At 46.0% G+C, this 16,931-nt stretch carries 12 protein-coding genes and 2 pseudogenes; 9 read left to right on the plus strand and 5 right to left on the minus strand.

The annotated features are described in order from the left end of the window. Positions 1-56: 56 nt before the first annotated feature. Both ACRRS0_RS00885 and ACRRS0_RS00890 read left to right on the plus strand, forming a co-directional pair. Positions 57-572, plus strand: coding sequence for a DUF5675 family protein (locus ACRRS0_RS00885; protein WP_432455086.1), 516 nt, complete (start codon positions 57-59; stop codon positions 570-572). Continuing rightward, positions 565-1,059: a hypothetical protein gene (locus ACRRS0_RS00890; RefSeq protein WP_432455085.1), complete on the plus strand. Its 495-nt coding sequence runs from the start codon at positions 565-567 to the stop codon at positions 1,057-1,059. Before ACRRS0_RS00885 ends, ACRRS0_RS00890 begins: the two co-directional genes overlap by 8 nt. A gap of 110 nt (positions 1,060-1,169) precedes the next feature. On the opposite strand, the pseudogene ACRRS0_RS00895 reads toward ACRRS0_RS00890, so the two are convergent. Beyond that, positions 1,170-1,388, minus strand: a pseudogene (locus ACRRS0_RS00895) (IS256 family transposase); the annotation flags it as partial. Between the two features lie 50 nt (positions 1,389-1,438). Here ACRRS0_RS00895 and ACRRS0_RS00900 point away from each other — a divergent pair. Next, positions 1,439-1,674, plus strand: a pseudogene (locus ACRRS0_RS00900) (hypothetical protein); the annotation flags it as partial. A gap of 670 nt (positions 1,675-2,344) precedes the next feature. On the opposite strand, the gene cspE reads toward ACRRS0_RS00900, so the two are convergent. The 4 genes from cspE to dgcN all read right to left on the minus strand — a co-directional run bounded on the left by cspE (position 2,345) and on the right by dgcN (position 5,749). After that, the gene (cspE, locus tag ACRRS0_RS00905) at positions 2,345-2,557 is read right to left on the minus strand and encodes a transcription antiterminator/RNA stability regulator CspE (RefSeq protein ID WP_432455084.1); all 213 of its coding nucleotides are present in this window, start codon (positions 2,555-2,557) and stop codon (positions 2,345-2,347) included. A gap of 340 nt (positions 2,558-2,897) precedes the next feature. Then, on the minus strand, positions 2,898-3,755 hold the full coding sequence (locus ACRRS0_RS00910) for a D-amino-acid transaminase (RefSeq protein ID WP_432455083.1): 858 nt from the start codon (positions 3,753-3,755) through the stop codon (positions 2,898-2,900). Positions 3,756-3,767: 12 nt separating this feature from the next. Further along, on the minus strand, positions 3,768-4,742 hold the full coding sequence (gene dgcA / locus ACRRS0_RS00915; RefSeq protein WP_432455082.1) for an N-acetyl-D-Glu racemase DgcA: 975 nt from the start codon (positions 4,740-4,742) through the stop codon (positions 3,768-3,770). Continuing rightward, complete coding sequence (gene dgcN / locus ACRRS0_RS00920; RefSeq protein WP_432455081.1) at positions 4,742-5,749, minus strand: N-acetyltransferase DgcN; 1,008 nt, start codon at positions 5,747-5,749, stop codon at positions 4,742-4,744. The genes dgcA and dgcN overlap by 1 nt, the downstream gene beginning before the upstream one ends. 816 nt (positions 5,750-6,565) lie before the next feature. Here dgcN and ACRRS0_RS00925 point away from each other — a divergent pair. The 6 genes from ACRRS0_RS00925 to ACRRS0_RS00950 all read left to right on the plus strand — a co-directional run bounded on the left by ACRRS0_RS00925 (position 6,566) and on the right by ACRRS0_RS00950 (position 16,890). Next, positions 6,566-7,930, plus strand: coding sequence for an alanine/glycine:cation symporter family protein (locus ACRRS0_RS00925; protein WP_432455080.1), 1,365 nt, complete (start codon positions 6,566-6,568; stop codon positions 7,928-7,930). A gap of 78 nt (positions 7,931-8,008) precedes the next feature. Further along, positions 8,009-9,088, plus strand: coding sequence for an alanine racemase (gene alr, locus ACRRS0_RS00930; RefSeq protein ID WP_432455079.1), 1,080 nt, complete (start codon positions 8,009-8,011; stop codon positions 9,086-9,088). A 247-nt stretch (positions 9,089-9,335) separates the two neighbouring features. Further along, positions 9,336-10,223 (plus strand): IS982 family transposase, encoded by an 888-nt coding sequence (locus ACRRS0_RS00935; RefSeq protein ID WP_432455078.1) that lies wholly within the window; start codon positions 9,336-9,338, stop codon positions 10,221-10,223. Positions 10,224-10,577: 354 nt separating this feature from the next. Continuing rightward, positions 10,578-14,930: a thrombospondin type 3 repeat-containing protein gene (locus tag ACRRS0_RS00940; RefSeq protein ID WP_432455077.1), complete on the plus strand. Its 4,353-nt coding sequence runs from the start codon at positions 10,578-10,580 to the stop codon at positions 14,928-14,930. Positions 14,931-14,954: 24 nt separating this feature from the next. Next, positions 14,955-15,590, plus strand: coding sequence for an outer membrane beta-barrel protein (locus tag ACRRS0_RS00945; RefSeq protein ID WP_432455076.1), 636 nt, complete (start codon positions 14,955-14,957; stop codon positions 15,588-15,590). A 373-nt stretch (positions 15,591-15,963) separates the two neighbouring features. Next, positions 15,964-16,890, plus strand: coding sequence for a homocysteine S-methyltransferase family protein (locus ACRRS0_RS00950; protein WP_432455075.1), 927 nt, complete (start codon positions 15,964-15,966; stop codon positions 16,888-16,890). The last annotated feature ends 41 nt before the right edge of the window (positions 16,891-16,931 follow it).

Raw genomic sequence — 16,931 nt, forward strand, 5'->3', positions numbered from 1 at the left:
CAGAAAACTCTAAAACCGTTGCGGCGATTAAAGTATTTCAAAAGAAAGTGGTGGGTATGGTGCGTCCCGATGGGAAAATTGACGTGAATGGGCGAAGTCATCGAAAAATTAATGACAAATTAATAGCTCTTTCTGCTAAAGCTAACTTGAAAATAAAAGTTACACGTCTTAAGCAAGGAACTAAATCAACATTGGGTTCTTTAAAAATAGATGGGATAGCGAAAAGTTGGTACGTGCTAGAGCCCGGAGGACCAGATTCCCAGCAAGAAGGGTCTGATCAACGAATAAATACTGGTTCTTATAAGTTAAAACCTTATAACTCTCCAAAATATAAGAATGTTTATCAGTTGCTTAATGTGCCGGGTAGAACAAACATTTTGATACATGCTGGAAACTATCATCAGGATACCTTAGGTTGCTTGATGCCCGGAAATACTAGCGGTAAGTCTAGTAGTGGTGAGTACAATGTTGGAAATAGCCGCACTGCCATGAAAGAAATTTTTGAGTATATTGCAGCAGCCAGTAGTACATCAGTTGAGATTACTAATTCAGAGGACCTAAATAATGATTAAGAAAAGTTTAATGGCATTGGGGCTTCTTATTGCTTCTTTACAGGTGTTCGCCACAACTGCTGTCAATGACATTAACTTAAACTGGTTAAATAAAAATTATTTTGAACTTAAGCAAGATATAAAATCTAGCAATTCTAAAACGACTGTACCTATAGCGAATACATTAGGGTTAATTTGGTTAAAGCGTGACGGTGCAACCTCGGGAGAAGTATCCCCGTTGATCGCCAGTTTACTGATTAAGCAACCTAATATTATGCTTTCTATATTGAGTGAGTATCCTGAAGAGTATCAAAAGTGGCTGGAAGAGCTACAAAGCGCGTTGTTGACAGATTTTAGTGGTGGCGAAGAAGAAGCGTTAGAAGAAACTCGATTAGAGCTTATTCAGTCGATGGAGCAGATTAGCCATAACGAAATGCACTCACTAAAACCTTTTGCCGATCAATTAGCTAACAAACTAAAATTACTGAGCATTAGGGTAATTGATTAAGAAAAAATTATTTCAGGCAAAGTGTTGGAGCCTTGCAGCTAGGGAATAAAAGGGATCAGAGTCACTTTATATTTTTGGATGAAGAGCGTGGTCTGTTTTCTAGAGGGCGTTCAGAATTCTGTGTCAGCTAAGGCATCATCCAAACGCCCTTCAAAGCGGATCGCCAGTTGAGACAATGTCATATTCCAGTTCTGGATTGGTATTGTCCATTTCTTAGAAGCATTCAATATCCCAGCGTACAGCAGTTTTAGCAAGCTATTTTCATCCGGAAAACCACCCTTAGTTTTGGTCAGTTTACGGAACTGACGATGGACCGCCTCTATGGTATGAAGATAACCTAGACACCCACCCTAATTGGTAAAAGTAGGCATAAGCAACAATGCTTATATTCATATCCAAATATACAGGGTGCTTGTTTGTGTCGCGTTCACGTCAATCACAGGTCAGTCTCCAAGATACACCGTACTATCACTGTGTCTCCCGCTGTGTTCGGCGTGGATTTCTTTGTGGCAAGCCTCTCACTCTGGGCAGAGCTATGAGCATCGCATAGAGTGGGTAGAGCAGCGAATTCTTCTGTTAACTCAGGTGTTTGCCATCGATGTTTGTGCCTATGCTACTGCCTAACTAGACACCCAACCGAATTATAACGGCAAGCTGGCTGAAAAGCGCAGCAGGCAGTGGCGCAGGGACTATGATGACGGCGGCCGCCTGGTGGCCGAGCACAGCCCGGAGCAGGGGCTGACCGAATATCGCTACAACGCGCGCGGGAAGAAGGTCGCCGTAGCCGTAAAATCACCGCCCAAGGCCAATTTATCTGGTATGTGTACGAGCCCAATCGCCACCGCCGTATTCTTCAAAATGGGAGCTATCTTAGGTCTTGATAAGTAAAGGCTTGGTTTATATGTTTGTTTGAGCAATATCGATGCTCACAATGATTTAACAACGGCTATTTGTGTTTGCCGTTATTAGAACAGGATGTAGTTTGAGAAAAAATATGCTACTTAGCGGGTTTATTATTTTGTTGGCGTGATTGTTGAAACCAAAACCGTTGTCGACCTGTTGAACGAGACATAGGTGTCCTTATAATTTTTATTTAATGAAGCGGTACGATGCGATATTTAAATTATCGATGTATTTATTATGAAGTAAATAGAGGAGGTCATGACACTAACAAGAAGTCGTTATTGGAAATGCGTTGATGATCTAAGTTACAGAATAAATAGTGGATTAATCGTTAATAGAGCCAACGTAAATGCCAATGTAGCATTTACGTTGATAGCATATATTATATTGCTTCTACGTTAGCAGCTTGAGGACCTTTTTGGCCCTGCTCTACGTCAAATGATACTTTTTGGCCTTCAGCAAGGGTTTTAAAACCTTCTGAAGCAATTGCGCGAAAATGTACGAATACGTCAGCGCCGCCGTTGTCTTGAGTGATAAAACCAAAACCTTTGTCTTCGTTAAACCATTTTACTGAACCAGTTGTTTTATTAGACATATTGTGTCCCTTAATATTTAAAATTCATAAAGTTATCGCGATAATGCGAGCGCTGAAATTGAATTATTGAATGTGACGATAAAGCTAAGGGAAAACTGAGGATAACAACCGTAACGAAGAAATTCTGAGGTTTACATTTACTTGATGGTTCACTAATAACTCTGTATAGCAGAGCAAGATAATAGTACCTGAGTTTCGAGTATTGTAAAGCCATATTTGAAATATATAAATTCAGTGGATCCTGTCGGGGCATGTTTTTATAGTGTTTACGCTGAAGCTCAGCTAGAGAAGGAAGACCTGATACACATTTGTATCAGGTCTGAGAATTGTCTTGAGCGACTTATATTGCTGCCGCTTGTGCGACTTTAATGTATATTTCACGTAGCTTTTGGGCAATAGGACCTGGTTTGCCATCGCCAATCGCTTTGCCGTCAATCTCAATCACCGGCCATACAAAGGTGGTTGCCGAACTCACAAAGGCTTCTTTCGCTGCATAAGCTTCTTCAATGGTGAAGTTGCGCTCTTCCACTTCCAGTTGAGCATCTTCGGCGAGTTGTAATAAGCTAGCGCGAGTGATGCCATGTAGAATGTCGTTACTTAAAGGCCGAGTAATGATTTTCCCTTGCTCGGTGACGATATAAGCGTTGTTTGAGCTTCCTTCGGTGACATAACCGTCTTCAATCAACCAGGCATCGCTAGCACCAGCTGCTAGCGCAGCTTGTTTCGCTAGGCAGGGGGCAAGTAAGCCTACGGTTTTTATGTCGCGACGTTTCCAACGAATATCAGGGATGGAAATCACCTTCATGCCTTTGGCGGCTTTGGGGCAGTCGATCAGTGGGCGGGATTGGGTGAATAATACCAAGGTCGGAGCGGTGTCTGCTGGAAAAGCAAAGTCGCGATCACCGGCATTACCACGGCTAAGTTGCAAGTAAATGCCACCTTCTGTTAGCCCATTTTGCTTGATCAGTTCGCGTTGGATCTCGGTGAGCTGCTCGCCGCTCACTGGCAAGGTCAGTTCGAGCTCAGCGCATGAGCGTTCTAAGCGGGCCAAGTGGCCGGCATTATCGATGAGCTTGCCATCGAGCACCGCGGTGACTTCGTAAACCGCATCCGAGAATAAAAATCCACGGTCAAATACCGAAACTTTTGCTTCTAACTCAGGGACATATTCCCCATTCACATACACGATACGTTGCATGATTATTTCCTCTTAGCCCCACAGCTGTGCTGTGAAAGGCAACATCTCATTATTATTAAATTCAAAGCCGTGTTCGATGTCTTCACTGAGTAGCAGGGGACCATCGAGGTCAACAATTTCACAGCCCTGCGCTATTACAAAAGCTGGTGCCATGCTAAGCGAGCTAGAGAGCATACAACCCACCATGATTTGTAGACCGGCTTGTTCGGCAAGTTCTTTTAAAACCAGTGCTTCGGTCAAACCGCCAGTTTTATCAATTTTTATGTTGATCATGTCATATTTACCGATAATGCCCGGTAGGCTCGCGCGGTCGTGACATGACTCATCGGCGCAGATAGGGATCGGTCGCGATAGACTTCTTAAAGCCTCATCGTCACCCGCTGGAAAAGGCTGTTCAATCATCGCTACATCTAACTTAATCAGCTCAGGGATCAGTGAGTTATAGAGTTCAACTGTCCAAGCCTCGTTAGCGTCAAGGATGATCTTGGCGTTTGGCGCACCTTGGCGGACGGCCGCGACGCGTTGCAAATCTTCAGCTCCACCGAGCTTCAGCTTAAGCAAGGGGCGAAACGCATTTTCGGTCGCGGCTTGCTGCATCTTTTCCGGTGTATCTAAAGATAAGGTGTAGGCGGTGGTGAGAGCCGCTGGCGTGGCTGACACTTTTTGCCAAATGGAAATACCTTCCTGCTTACATTCTAAATCCCACAAGGCGCAGTCTACGGCATTACGCGCAGCGCCGGAAGGTAATAACAGTTGTAGCTCTTGGCGCGACAGACCTTCACGTAAGCGTGGCAAAATCCCTTCAAGCTGAGCGAGTACACTGTCGATAGATTCTTGGTAGTGGGCGTAAGGAACACATTCGCCACGGCCAATTTTTCCTTGGTCTTCCAGCTCGACAATAACCGTTTCTGCTTCGGTTTTACTGCCGCGAGAGATGGTGAAAGTTCCGCGAATTGGCCAACTTTTTGTAGAGAAACGAACTTTCATTATAGCTCCGCTAATTTTTCAACAATACGGCCTACACCTTGACGGAATGGATCAACGACTGGCAAGCCAATGTTTGATTCAAGTTGCGCCATATAATCTAGAGCTTCTTTTTCTTCTAGCTGAGAAGTGTTCACTGAAATACCAACAAATTGTACGTTTTTATTGGTGAGGCTGGCAGTTGCTAAGTTGGCCTGCATACAAGTTTCGATATCAGGTAGTGAATAGTCGGGGACGCCACGCATGTGGGTGCGGGTTGGCTCATGACATAATACCAGTGCGTCAGCTTGTGAGCCGTGAATGAGACCTGTGGTTACGCCGGCAAAAGAAGGGTGAAATAAAGAACCTTGACCTTCGATGATATCCCAGTGGTCAGCGCTATTGGCTGGTGCAATCGTTTCAATGGCTCCGGCAATAAAATCGGCCACCACGCAGTCGGCGCTCACGCCTTCACCACAGATTAATATTCCGGTTTGTCCGGTGGCTCTAAAGTCGGCATTAAAACCCTGCTTTTGAGCTTCTTTTTCGATAGCTAATGAAGTATACATTTTACCGACTGAACAATCGGTACCTACCGTGAGTAGACGTTTTCCGGCGCGTTTTTTACCACTGGCGACTGGGTAGGCTTGGCTTGGGTAGCGAACATCGAATAATTGGCGACCATGCTTCTCGGCACATGCAACGAGTTCTGGGATGTCGCTGAGTTTGTTATGTAGACCCGCCGCGATATCAAGACCTGATTCTAGTGCTTCAATTAATACACTAACCCATTCATCGGAGATGATGCCACCGCGATTAGCGACACCAATGACCAAAGTTTTTGCTCCTGCAGTTGCAGCTGCCGCAATCGAGAGGTCCTCTAAGCCGCAATCCGCATTACAAGAAGGGAGGCGAAATTGACCCACACAATACTCGGGATGCCAGGTTTTAATGCCTTGGGCTACTTTGGCTGCAAGTTGATCGGCTGCGTCGCCAAGAAACAATAGATAAGGTTTTTTCAGTTCCATCATTAATACTCCGTAAACGTGTTGCTGGTGAGTCACTATTTAGGCATCAGCAGCGTCATTGATCTTGAATGTTGATAAAAACTCTCTGCAAGAAACATGACAAAATTTCGCATGTAGTGCTTCTTATGGTCAAAAACACTTTACTCAAAATGAGAGGATCTGTTGGCAGATGACAGAACTAGGGTATTTTTGATAGCCTTATCATATTTAGGAAATGCTGTTACTTTTGTTTTTGGTGGGGATTAATGTCTTAAAAATTTTGCGTTCCAGAATATTTCATCAGCAATGATGGAAACTTGGATTTATATAATATTGATCTTAAGTTCCTCAGTAGATGGATGCTCTGCGCCTCTGTCTGATATTTTTATTCATCCCATCTGACTTTTTATTTCGTCTCATGTAGGTACATCGAATGTGAATGAGGAACTGCGGTTATTTATTGCACCCAAATGGGGCTTTGTTCTGTGATGTTGCACATATTTGGTGCTATTTAGCTATTTTTTCGAATTGATTTACACTACTATGTCAAATGTTAATAAAATGTATCAGTATGTTTCTATCTGCCTTTTGTCGATAAAAGAGGTTTAAATAGAGCATTTATAAATAGCGTTTTATTCTTGCTTTTGGCTTGTAATATGGCGAATTATTCTAGTGAGTAACAAGCTGTGTCCATGTTATGACTATTTAACATTTGTTAGTGTTGGTCGTCGCTAAGCTACTCATAACACGCCGTTATGGATGGTATTTGGTAGATTGGTCTACTACTTGCTGTGACTAATCTAAATCGTTTTATTAAATATAATTATGGAGAACAAATAAATGGACTTTATCTCTGGGCTGATTGGCCAGCTCAATGGCATCGTTTGGGGTGTACCAATGTTGGTGTTAATTTTGGGCGTCGGGATATTTCTCACCGTAGGCTTGAAGTTTATGCCGATCCTCAATATTGGCCCGGCTTTTAAACTGATGTGGGATGGCCGAGGAGCAAGTGGTAAAGGTGAAATCCCGCCTTTTCAGGCATTGATGACGGCGATGTCAGCCACTGTTGGTACGGGTAATATCGCGGGGGTTGCGACAGCGGTCTTTATTGGTGGTCCGGGAGCATTATTCTGGATGTGGATGACTGCTTTATTAGGGATGGCCACCAAATACGCCGAAGCCGTATTGGCGGTTAACTACCGTGAAAAAGATGAAAATGGCAGCTATGTTGGCGGCCCAATGTATTACATCAAAAATGGCATGGGCAAGAAATGGGCCTGGCTGGGCACCTTGTTTGCGGTATTTGGCGCGGTGGCATGTTTTGGGATTGGCAACGCGGTGCAGTCAAACTCGATTGCCCAGGTGCTAGAGTCTAACTTCTCATTTTCGCCGTTAATGGTTGGCTTAATCATTATGGTACTGGCGGGCGGGGTTATCCTTGGGGGCTTAAAACGAGTGGGTAAGTTTGCTGGTGCCTTGGTGCCAGTGATGGCGGTTGCCTATATCGTTTGTGGCCTTATCATTTTGCTGATGAACCTTGGAGAAATTGGTCCAGCGATTATGACGATTCTAGAACATGCCTTCACGCCGGCTTCGGCTCAAGGTGGTTTTGCTGGTGCAACAGTCTGGATGGCGATCCGTTTTGGGGTGGCGCGCGGGGTGTTCTCTAACGAAGCCGGTCTCGGTTCTGCGCCGATTGCCCATGCGAGTGCTCAAACTGATGAACCTGTTCGCCAAGGCTTGATTGCCATGTTAGGAACTTTCCTTGATACCTTGGTTATTTGTAGCATTACCGGTCTGGTGATTGTGATTTCAGGCGCTTGGACCGAAGGTGCCTCGGGGGCTGCGTTGACCTCTGCCGCCTTTGAGCAAATTTTACCTGGCTGGGGCGGTTACTTGGTTGCTATTAGCCTTGCTGTATTTGCTTTTACCACGATCGTTGGTTGGTCTGTTTATGGCGAGCGTTGTGCTGAATACCTGTTTGGTCCTAAGGCCGTTCTACCGTTTCGTTTATTGTTCATTGTGGCTTTGCCGGTCGGCGCAATTATGGAGTTAGACTTTGTTTGGTTGCTGGGTGATACCCTGAATGCAATGATGGCTATTCCTAACTTAGTTGCCTTAGCGGTGTTAAGTCCGGTGGTCTTTAAGTTAACCAAGCGCTACTTTAGTCAGCAGCAAGCGCCTAATGGGGTTACCGAGTCATAATTTTATTGTGTGAATCAGCCTTGCCAAGCTTCGACCTTGGCAAGGTGCCATCTTTAATTTTCTAGTGAAGGAGGAAGGATGCTCACTGCAGAAGCTGTGATCGATCTACAGGCTTTACAGCACAATTATCAGGTTTTGAAGCGGCTTTGTCCCAAGCAGCAGTTGGTTGCAGTGATTAAAGGTGATGCTTACGGCCACGGTTCGGTGAATGTCGCCAAAGCCTTGCCTAGTGCTGATATGTTTGCCGTGGCGAGAATTGAAGAAGCGCTGGAACTGCGCGCAGCAGGTATTATCACGCCGATCCTACTGTTAGAAGGCTGTTTTTGTAGCGAAGATTTAATGCTCGCTGCCGAGCACCAATTTCACACCGTGATCCATAGTGACTTCCAGTTACAACAGTTTACCGCAGCACATTTGCTCAGGCCTTTGCACGTGTGGGTGAAGCTCGATACAGGCATGCATCGAGTGGGGATTGAGCGTCCCCAGTTTAATGACTTTGTTCAGCAGCTTCAGGGCTGCGTTAATCTCGCCGGTGAGCTGGGTTTTATTAGCCACTTGAGCTGCGCTGATGACTTAGATTCAGCTACCACCCGCCAGCAAATAGCCTTATTTGAAGACTTAACCAAGGACTATTCTGGGCCCAAAACCCTTGCGAATTCGGCTGGCGCGCTGTATTGGCCCGATGCGCAATATGACTATGTGCGCGCCGGGATCTCGTTGTACGGTATTGCTCCTAATGAGCAACAAATTGGTCAGCAACATCAGTTAAAACCAGTGATGAGTTTGAAGTCGAAATTGATTTCGGTGCGTCATCACCGCAAAGGTGAACCGATTGGATACGGTGAAATTTGGCGAGCCACAGAAGATACGCTGATAGGAGTGGTCGCCATGGGCTACGGTGATGGTTATCCTCGTTCGGCACCCGCAGGTACGCCAGTCTATATTAACGGACGGATTGTCCCCATTGTGGGTCGGGTATCGATGGACATGCTCACGGTTGATTTGGGCGCTGATGCCGGCGATCAAGTGGGTGATAGCGTCGAGTTCTGGGGTCGTCAATTACCCATTGAAACGGTGGCTCAAGCCATTGATACCATCCCCTATGAATTGTGTATTAAGTTGACTAAGCGAGTCGTTAAAAGTAAGGCGTTTACCTAGCGAAGTGGTATTCCGCTAACACTATTATATTGTTATTAAGGGGCAGAATAATTGCCCCTGTTTCCCGCCGTATCTCTTCCTTAAAACTATCGATATAGAAGGTACTCGTTTGGTTTGTCGACACCTTTGTGAAGCTTGTCTAGCCTTTCTAAGGGAACCTGAACTCGGGATAAAAAGAAGGGAACTAAAAGCTGGTTCTGCGATCAGATCTTTCGACCAAGAGAGAGCCATCGCAAAGAAACCAGCTATGCATAAATTAGTGGACTTATTTTGTCATGTCGATGACTTTTGTAAGGCTTTTCTACCTCAGTGGCAAAAACTTCAGCTTGAAAGCGGCGAACGTAAGCGAAACCGCAAAGGTCGAATGTCCGAAAGCGAAATCATGACAATCATTATCGCTTTCCATATGTCTCATCAGCGTGATTTCAAAAACTTTTACCTTGGAATCGTACGCCGTCACTACAAGAGTGATTTTCCCACACTACTCAGTTACACACGATTTCTTGAAGTAATGTCTTCTGTGCTCGTGCCATTGAGCTCTTTTTTTACTCATGTTAAAGGAGAGCCGACAGGCATTGAGTTTATTGACTCTACGAGTATTAAGGTCTGCCAAAATTTACGCATTCCAAGGCATAAGGTTTTCAAAGGAACTGCGGCAAGAGGTAAAGGTACAATGGGCTGGTTCTATGGGTTTAAGCTTCACATCATTACCAACCATCTCGGCGATATCGTTGCAGCCAAACTTACACCTGCTAATACCGATGATAGAAAGCCTGTTCGGGAACTATCAAAAGGCCTTTTCGACAAGCTGTATGCAGACAAAGGCTATATCAGTAAAGCACTTACCGAAGATTTAAAAGAGGACGGAATTACCCTAATTACGACCCACCGTAAGAACATGAAACCGAAAGTACTTGCCGCTTGGGATAGAGCGATGTTGTCAAAAAGGTTCATTATCGAAACCATTAATGACCAACTGAAAAACATCTCTCAGATAGAGCATTCCCGCCATCGGAGCCTGCATGGATTTATGTTGAACCTACTTGGAGGGCTAATCGCATACAGTCTGAAACCAGAAAAGCCATCGCTAAATATCACGAGCGCTGAGAAAATAGGGTTGATGGCGATGGTTTAAACCGATCTGAGGTTAAGGGAGTAAAAAAGGCATTCGCTTTAGTCATTTTTATATTCTTAAGTTGAAGGCCAGATAGAACCTACCAAGATTTTTGTTTATTTTTTGTTGAAAAATTACTTCTACACCGACGAATCAACCTTTTTCATCTATTTGAGTTCGTGCAACTCATTGTATACTTGAATCTATTTCAAGAAACATGATATAAATCAAATTCAGATATTTTGTTAATGATGGGTTGCATTTTATCGATCTATTCTATTGTTGTCTCTCGATTTATATTTTCAAAGCTTTAACTAAGTATTGCCATCATCATTGAGTAGGATGATCCAATGTCGGGCGTTAAAAGGGAGTTTTATGCGCATATCAAGTTTATCCTCAATTGCTGTAGCAGCATTATTTGGGCTATCTATTCCGGCCTTCGCGGCTAATGACACTTATGCCCTCGATAGTGGCCAGCTGCGTTTTGGCACTGGTACAGAAACATCGATCACTGCTTCTGGTGTATTAAAACAACCTTTTTATTATGACGATGCGAATAGCACATGGTACAAATTGACTTATTCGAGCTACCCCCTGAGTAGTGCGATTGGGTTTGGCGGGGATGGCTCCGAGATTTGGAATAATAATGGCACTATTACTCAAGATCCTACTTTAAGTAATCAGACCATCGATAGCTCGGCTTTTACTTTGTATGATGGCGTGAAGGGTTATGGAACCCTTACTACAAATGGCTCGCTCGCCTTGGATGGAGCTAATTTGGGCTATCAGGCGAGCTTTACCGTCGAGCAAGACTCTCCCTATGTTTCGATTACTGTTAGCCTGAGCAATTTGGGGACTAGCAACGTCGAAAATCTTCGTTTCTGGATGGGGACGCGAGATGATTATGTGGGGACCGATGATAGCCCCACTAAAACACGTGGTAATTTAGTGGATGGTGTATTCACGCCAATTTCTACGTCAGCGGAGCAAGCGCAAGGCTTACAAATTGAAAGTAATAATGGCTCCAGCACTAGTGGGGTGTTGTTTTATGTAAAGTCTGACGCAGCCTATCTCGTGCAGAATAATTGTTGCTCTTTTACTAATGTCATTAATCAAAACCCTGCCATCTCGACTGTCCAAGCCAGCGGAGATGGCTCCTATGCTTTTTATATTCGAATGAAGGATCTTGCGCCCGGCGAGACGGACTCCTTTACTTGGTATTACGCCGCCGGCGATTCATCTGAACTGCAAGCTTTGGCTCAGACCATTTATGACGCGGCTCAGGGGAAAGACGTTGTTGAAAATGTGCCGGTGGCTTTCGAAGATGAAGACTTTGTTGATGCTCAAGGAAATGTTGTTGCTAAAATTCGTATCGCTTCATTGCCAGAAAATGGCGCACTTACATTAAATGGAGCCACGATCAGTGAGGCGTTAGAGATTAATAGCGCCGATTATAATCTGATTAGCTATGCCCCCGATGAAGATTTTGTAGGGACCGACCAATTCACCTGGCAGGCCTGGAATAGTTCTAATTCAGAATACAGTTCGGATATTAGCACGGTGACATTTACTATTCTCAGCGATTCAGATGGCGATGGCTCAGCGGATGTGGCGGATGAAGATATTGATGGCGATGGTGTCCTTAATGAGGAGGATGCTTTCCCCGAAGACCCGACCGAATTTGTCGATACCGATGGCGATGGCATCGGTAACAATGCCGACACCGACGATGATGGTGATGGCGTAGCCGATAGCACTGATGCCTTCCCGCTTGACGCAGCGGAATCTGTTGATACCGATGGCGATGGCACCGGTAACAATGCTGACACCGACGACGATGGCGATGGCGTGTTAGATGCGGATGATGCTTTCCCACTCGATACAGCTGAATCAGTCGATACCGATGGTGATGGTACCGGTAACAATGCCGATACCGATGATGATGGCGATGGTGTGTTAGATGTTGATGATGCTTTCCCACTTGATGCTGCGGAATCTGTCGATACTGATGGTGATGGTACCGGTAACAATGCCGATACCGATGATGATGGCGATGGGGTTGCCGATACTGGTGATGCCTTTCCATTGGATGGTAGTGAAATTATTGATACTGATGGTGACGGCACCGGTAACAATGCCGACACCGATGATGATGGTGATGGCGTAGCCGATAGCACCGATGCTTTCCCACTTGATGCTGGGGAATCTACCGATACTGATGGTGATGGCATGGGTAATAATACCGACACCGACGATGATAATGATGGCGTAGCCGATAGCACCGACGCCTTCCCCTTAGATGCTGCCGAAACCGTCGATACCGATGGCGATGGCATTGGTAACAATGCTGATACCGATGATGATGGTGATGGGGTCGCCGATGCCAGCGATGCCTTCCCCTTAGATGCTGCTGAAACCGTCGATACCGATGGTGATGGTATCGGCAACAATGCCGATACCGATGATGATAATGATAATGTGCTAGATGCAGATGATGCCTTCCCTCTTGACGCAGCGGAATCCGTCGATACCGATGGTGATGGTATCGGTAACAATGCTGATACCGACGACGATGGCGATGGCGTATTAGATGCGGATGATGTTTTCCCACTTGACGCTGGGGAATCTGTCGATAGCGATGGCGATGGTATTGGTAACAATGCCGACACCGACGATGATGGGGATGGCGTATTAGATGGTGATGATGCTTTCCCACTTGACGCTGCGGAATCTGTCGATACTGATGGCGACGGTACCGGTAATAATGCCGACACCGACGACGATGGTGATGGCGTATTAGATGCTGATGATGTTTTCCCACTTGACGCTGCGGAGTCTGTCGATACCGATGGTGATGGCACGGGTAACAATGCTGATACCGACGATGATGGTGATGGCGTATTAGATGCGGACGATGCTTTCCCACTTGATGCTGGGGAATCTGTCGATACTGATGGCGACGGTACCGGTAATAATGCCGACACCGATGACGATGGCGATGGCATGAGTGATGAATGGGAGCTTGCTAATGGTCTTGATCCTCTCGATAGTGCTGATGCTGCTTTAGATTCTGATGGTGACGGTGAGAGTAACCTGGAAGAATTTACCAAGGGCAGTGATCCGCTCCGCGATACCGTGGCGCCTGTAATAACGCTTGATCCTGAACTTTGGTTTAATGCCACAGGCTTATTTACTCAGCTTGAATTGACTGCTGTTTCAGCCACCGATCATTTAGATGGTGAAATTGCAGTTGAGATGGTCGCCGGACAAACCTTACTGGAGCCAGGGGTACATACGTTGACTTATCGCGCCAGTGATGCGGCGGGTAATATCGCAGAAGTTAATCAAACTGTGAATGTGAGACCCTTGATAAACTTTACGAAGGACCAAACCATTTTTGAAGGGGATTCGGTAACGGTAGGCGTTGTGTTAAATGGCGAATCGCCGGTTTATCCACTCACGATTCCTTATGTTGTGTCTGGTACGGCGAGCAATGGATTGGATTATGTGCTAGAGGATGGCAACTTTGTTATTGAATCAGGCAAACAAGCGCAAATTAGCTTTGATAGTTTAAACGATTCGATTGCCGATGACGCCGAAACTATCGAACTAAGCTTGCTTGGTGATAGCGCTGAATTGAATATGGGAAATAGAACTTCCCACCTGGTGACAATTAGTGAAGAGAATATCGCGCCCGAAGCGAAATTTGCGATCCGTCAAAATGAGAAATTACGGGCAGTGATCGCACAAGATCAAGGCATGGTCAGCATTCAAGTACAGGTGAGTGATGCAAATGCAACGGATACTCATACTATGGTGTGGGATTTATCCGACAGCCTAACGGGACTAGCACCTGAGGGCGATACTTTGAGTGTTGATCCAAGTGACTTAGCCGCTGGTGTTTATACGATCGCGGTGGTGGTGACGGATTCAGGTTCGCCTTCGTTAAGTGACAGCGTGCAGACTAGCTTTACTGTCACTTCGATCCTGCCAGCCTTGTCGAATAGTGTCGATAGTGACCAAGATGGTTTGTCCGACTTTGAAGAGGGTTACCAGGATACAGACCAAGACGGTATTTATGATTACTTAGATAATCAAAATTTATCGTCTAATGTTGTCGGTCATCTCATTTCGGAAGGCAGTTATAACTTACTTGAATCAGATCCCGGAACCAGTTTACGGCTGGGTCAAGGTGCGCTGCAGCTCGGTCGTGAAGGCACCTTAGTGGAAGAAAATGACATGTATAGTGATACTCAATCGCTTGACAGTGATGTGGTTACACATGTTGGAGGGATCTTTGATTTTGAAGTTCACAATATTCCTGAGCATGGGCAATCGGTGAATGTGGTGATCCCTCAGCGTGCTCAGATCCCGGAAAATGCGGTTTATCGTAAATGGTCTCCGGAGGGTGGCTGGCGTACTTATGTGGAAGATGCTAACAATCTGATTTCGTCAGCCCCAGGCTCAGAAGGTTATTGTCCCCCCCCTGGAGATCCTGCGTTTGAAGTTGGCTTGGTGAGCGGGTATTGGTGTATACAGCTAACGATCGAAGATGGAGGTCCCAATGATGATGATGCGACAGCCAATGGAAGCATTGTCGATCCAAGTGGTATGGCGACTCGTCAGCCAATTACCGAAGGGGTGAGTGCTTCTGGTGGCGGCTCATTTGGTGGCGTGGCGGGTTTGCTATTGGTTGTGCTGGTGATGGTTCGCCGTCGTTTTTCGTAAGCAGTGATAAGGATATTTTTGAGAATGAAAAAACGATTCGTCTATGGATGTATTTTGGCGATCATCGCTTGGATGGGCTCGGTGCAAGCCGCCAGTTATGATGAGGGCAGTCCTTGGAAACTAACCCTTGGAGCAGGGCGGGTATTCAGTAATAGCGATGTGTCTGAGATAAACCGAGGCTTGAGTCAAGCAGGGCAAGATGTTCAGGTGTCTGATTTTGATGATAGTCGCTTAGGTTTGAGTGCTTGGTTGGCTTATCAATGGTCTGCTCACCATAGTGTGGAGCTTGGTTATGTCGACTTTGGTGACATTCAGGGGACTATCAGTGGTGACATGGTGGATCCAGATGAGCTACAAGCAGCACTGAATGACAATTTCCCACATTCTGCGAGAGGATTCGCGCTAACTTGGCGGCCATCTTACCGAGTGGTGAATAACATGTCGGTTTATGGTCGGGTTGGCCCTTATTTTTGGAAGACCAAGGTGAATGCAAGTAATGATTTAATCAATACCAGTCATTCAAGTGGCGTTGATGTCTTGCTTGGTGCGGGTGTTGAATGGAAAGTTGCACGGCGTTGGGCCGTTGGCATTGGTTGGGACCGCGGTTATTTTGGTTCCGACAATAATGATTTGATCTCCTTGAGTGTAAGTTTTCATTAGTAGACTCTCTTGCGTCGCGTGAGCTTCAGCTGAGTAATTGCTTTGCCAAGCTCTGTGAATCAACCAGACAAGCCAAGCTTGTCTGGTTTTTTTATGGGACTGTTGAGCTGCTGTTTGCTTTAATACCAATCTAACTAATGATCGCTTCATTCTTGTTCGCCTAGATCACCGCCTATCTTGAGTGCTTCCTTCGTCTTGTTATTTCAGACATTCGCGATGTTTTCACCGTTGTCACGCGCCGCTCCCACAAAAGCTTCCCTTCGCAGAGACAGCGATTGAGAAAATCTTGAGATTGTTTTTGTTATTTATGGACATCTATACATCCAGATCGGTAGAATTTTGAAATCTTAAAGACAGTTAAAGAGAAAAATTAATGTCGCAAACTAGCATCACCATCCTCGACGGCGGCATGGGCCGCGAATTAGCTAAACGTGGGGCGCCGTTTCGTCAGCCCGAATGGTCTGCTCTGGCGATGATTGAAGCGCCAGACATGGTGCAACAGGTACACCAGGCCTTTATCGAAGCCGGTTCGCAAGTTATTACCACCAATAGTTATGCTTTGGTGCCCTTTCATATTGGCGAGCAGCGTTTCATCGAACAAGGACTCGAGTTGGTACAGCGCTCAGGTGAGGTGGCTCGCCAAGCGGTAGAGCAGGCTCAATCGACTTGCGCGGTGGCGGGTTCTATTCCTCCTTTATTTGGCTCTTATCGAGCCGATTTATTCTGTGCAGAGCAGGTTGAGACGGTGGCGACCCCGATAATTCGTGGCTTAGCCGAGTATGTGGACCTTTGGTTGCTGGAAACGCAGAGTCTGATTGAAGAAACTCAATCGGTGACTCAACTTATTCAACAGCTTAGCGCTGAGCAAAAGCCTATTTGGGTATCTTTTACCCTGGAAGATGCAGAGCCGACCGCCGAACCTTGTCTGCGTTCCGGTGAAACGGTGCAGGCAGCGGTGAAAGCGATGTTTGGCTTGGGGATTGAAGCAATCTTATTCAATTGTTGTCAGCCCGAAATTATTGAAGCAGCCTTGCAGGTGGCCCAGGCCGAGTTAGCTGCCCATCCGGAGCAGAGCATCCGCTTAGGTGCTTACGCGAATGCCTTCCCGCCGCAACCTAAAGACGCGACGGCGAATGACGGCTTAGATGAGTTGCGCGAAGATCTATCGCCTTCGGCTTATCTTGGCTGGGCGGAGAAGTGGCAAGCCCAGGGCGCTTCGCTGATTGGCGGATGTTGCGGCATTGGGCCGGAGCATATTGCGGCCCTGGCCGCACATTTTTCAGCGCCCACTTCAGCCTAGCGAGCAAACATCCCCATCACTCATGCTTTCTTAAGCTTTAT

Source organism: Agarivorans sp. QJM3NY_29, from assembly GCF_050870835.2.
Classification (GTDB): Bacteria; Pseudomonadota; Gammaproteobacteria; order Enterobacterales; family Celerinatantimonadaceae; genus Agarivorans.

Bases quoted from the DNA above. Each gene is read 5' to 3' on its own strand.
- dgcN (WP_432455081.1), bottom strand. From the start codon at position 5,749: ATGATGGAACTGAAAAAACCTTATCTATTGTTTCTTGGCGACGCAGCC.
- ACRRS0_RS00935 (WP_432455078.1), top strand. From the start codon at position 9,336: ATGCATAAATTAGTGGACTTATTTTGTCATGTCGATGACTTTTGTAAG.
- cspE (WP_432455084.1), bottom strand. From the start codon at position 2,557: ATGTCTAATAAAACAACTGGTTCAGTAAAATGGTTTAACGAAGACAAA.
- ACRRS0_RS00885 (WP_432455086.1), top strand. From the start codon at position 57: ATGGTGCGTCCCGATGGGAAAATTGACGTGAATGGGCGAAGTCATCGA.
- ACRRS0_RS00940 (WP_432455077.1), top strand. From the start codon at position 10,578: ATGCGCATATCAAGTTTATCCTCAATTGCTGTAGCAGCATTATTTGGG.
- ACRRS0_RS00925 (WP_432455080.1), top strand. From the start codon at position 6,566: ATGGACTTTATCTCTGGGCTGATTGGCCAGCTCAATGGCATCGTTTGG.
- ACRRS0_RS00945 (WP_432455076.1), top strand. From the start codon at position 14,955: ATGAAAAAACGATTCGTCTATGGATGTATTTTGGCGATCATCGCTTGG.
- alr (WP_432455079.1), top strand. From the start codon at position 8,009: ATGCTCACTGCAGAAGCTGTGATCGATCTACAGGCTTTACAGCACAAT.
- dgcA (WP_432455082.1), bottom strand. From the start codon at position 4,742: ATGAAAGTTCGTTTCTCTACAAAAAGTTGGCCAATTCGCGGAACTTTC.
- ACRRS0_RS00950 (WP_432455075.1), top strand. From the start codon at position 15,964: ATGTCGCAAACTAGCATCACCATCCTCGACGGCGGCATGGGCCGCGAA.
- ACRRS0_RS00910 (WP_432455083.1), bottom strand. From the start codon at position 3,755: ATGCAACGTATCGTGTATGTGAATGGGGAATATGTCCCTGAGTTAGAA.
- ACRRS0_RS00890 (WP_432455085.1), top strand. From the start codon at position 565: ATGATTAAGAAAAGTTTAATGGCATTGGGGCTTCTTATTGCTTCTTTA.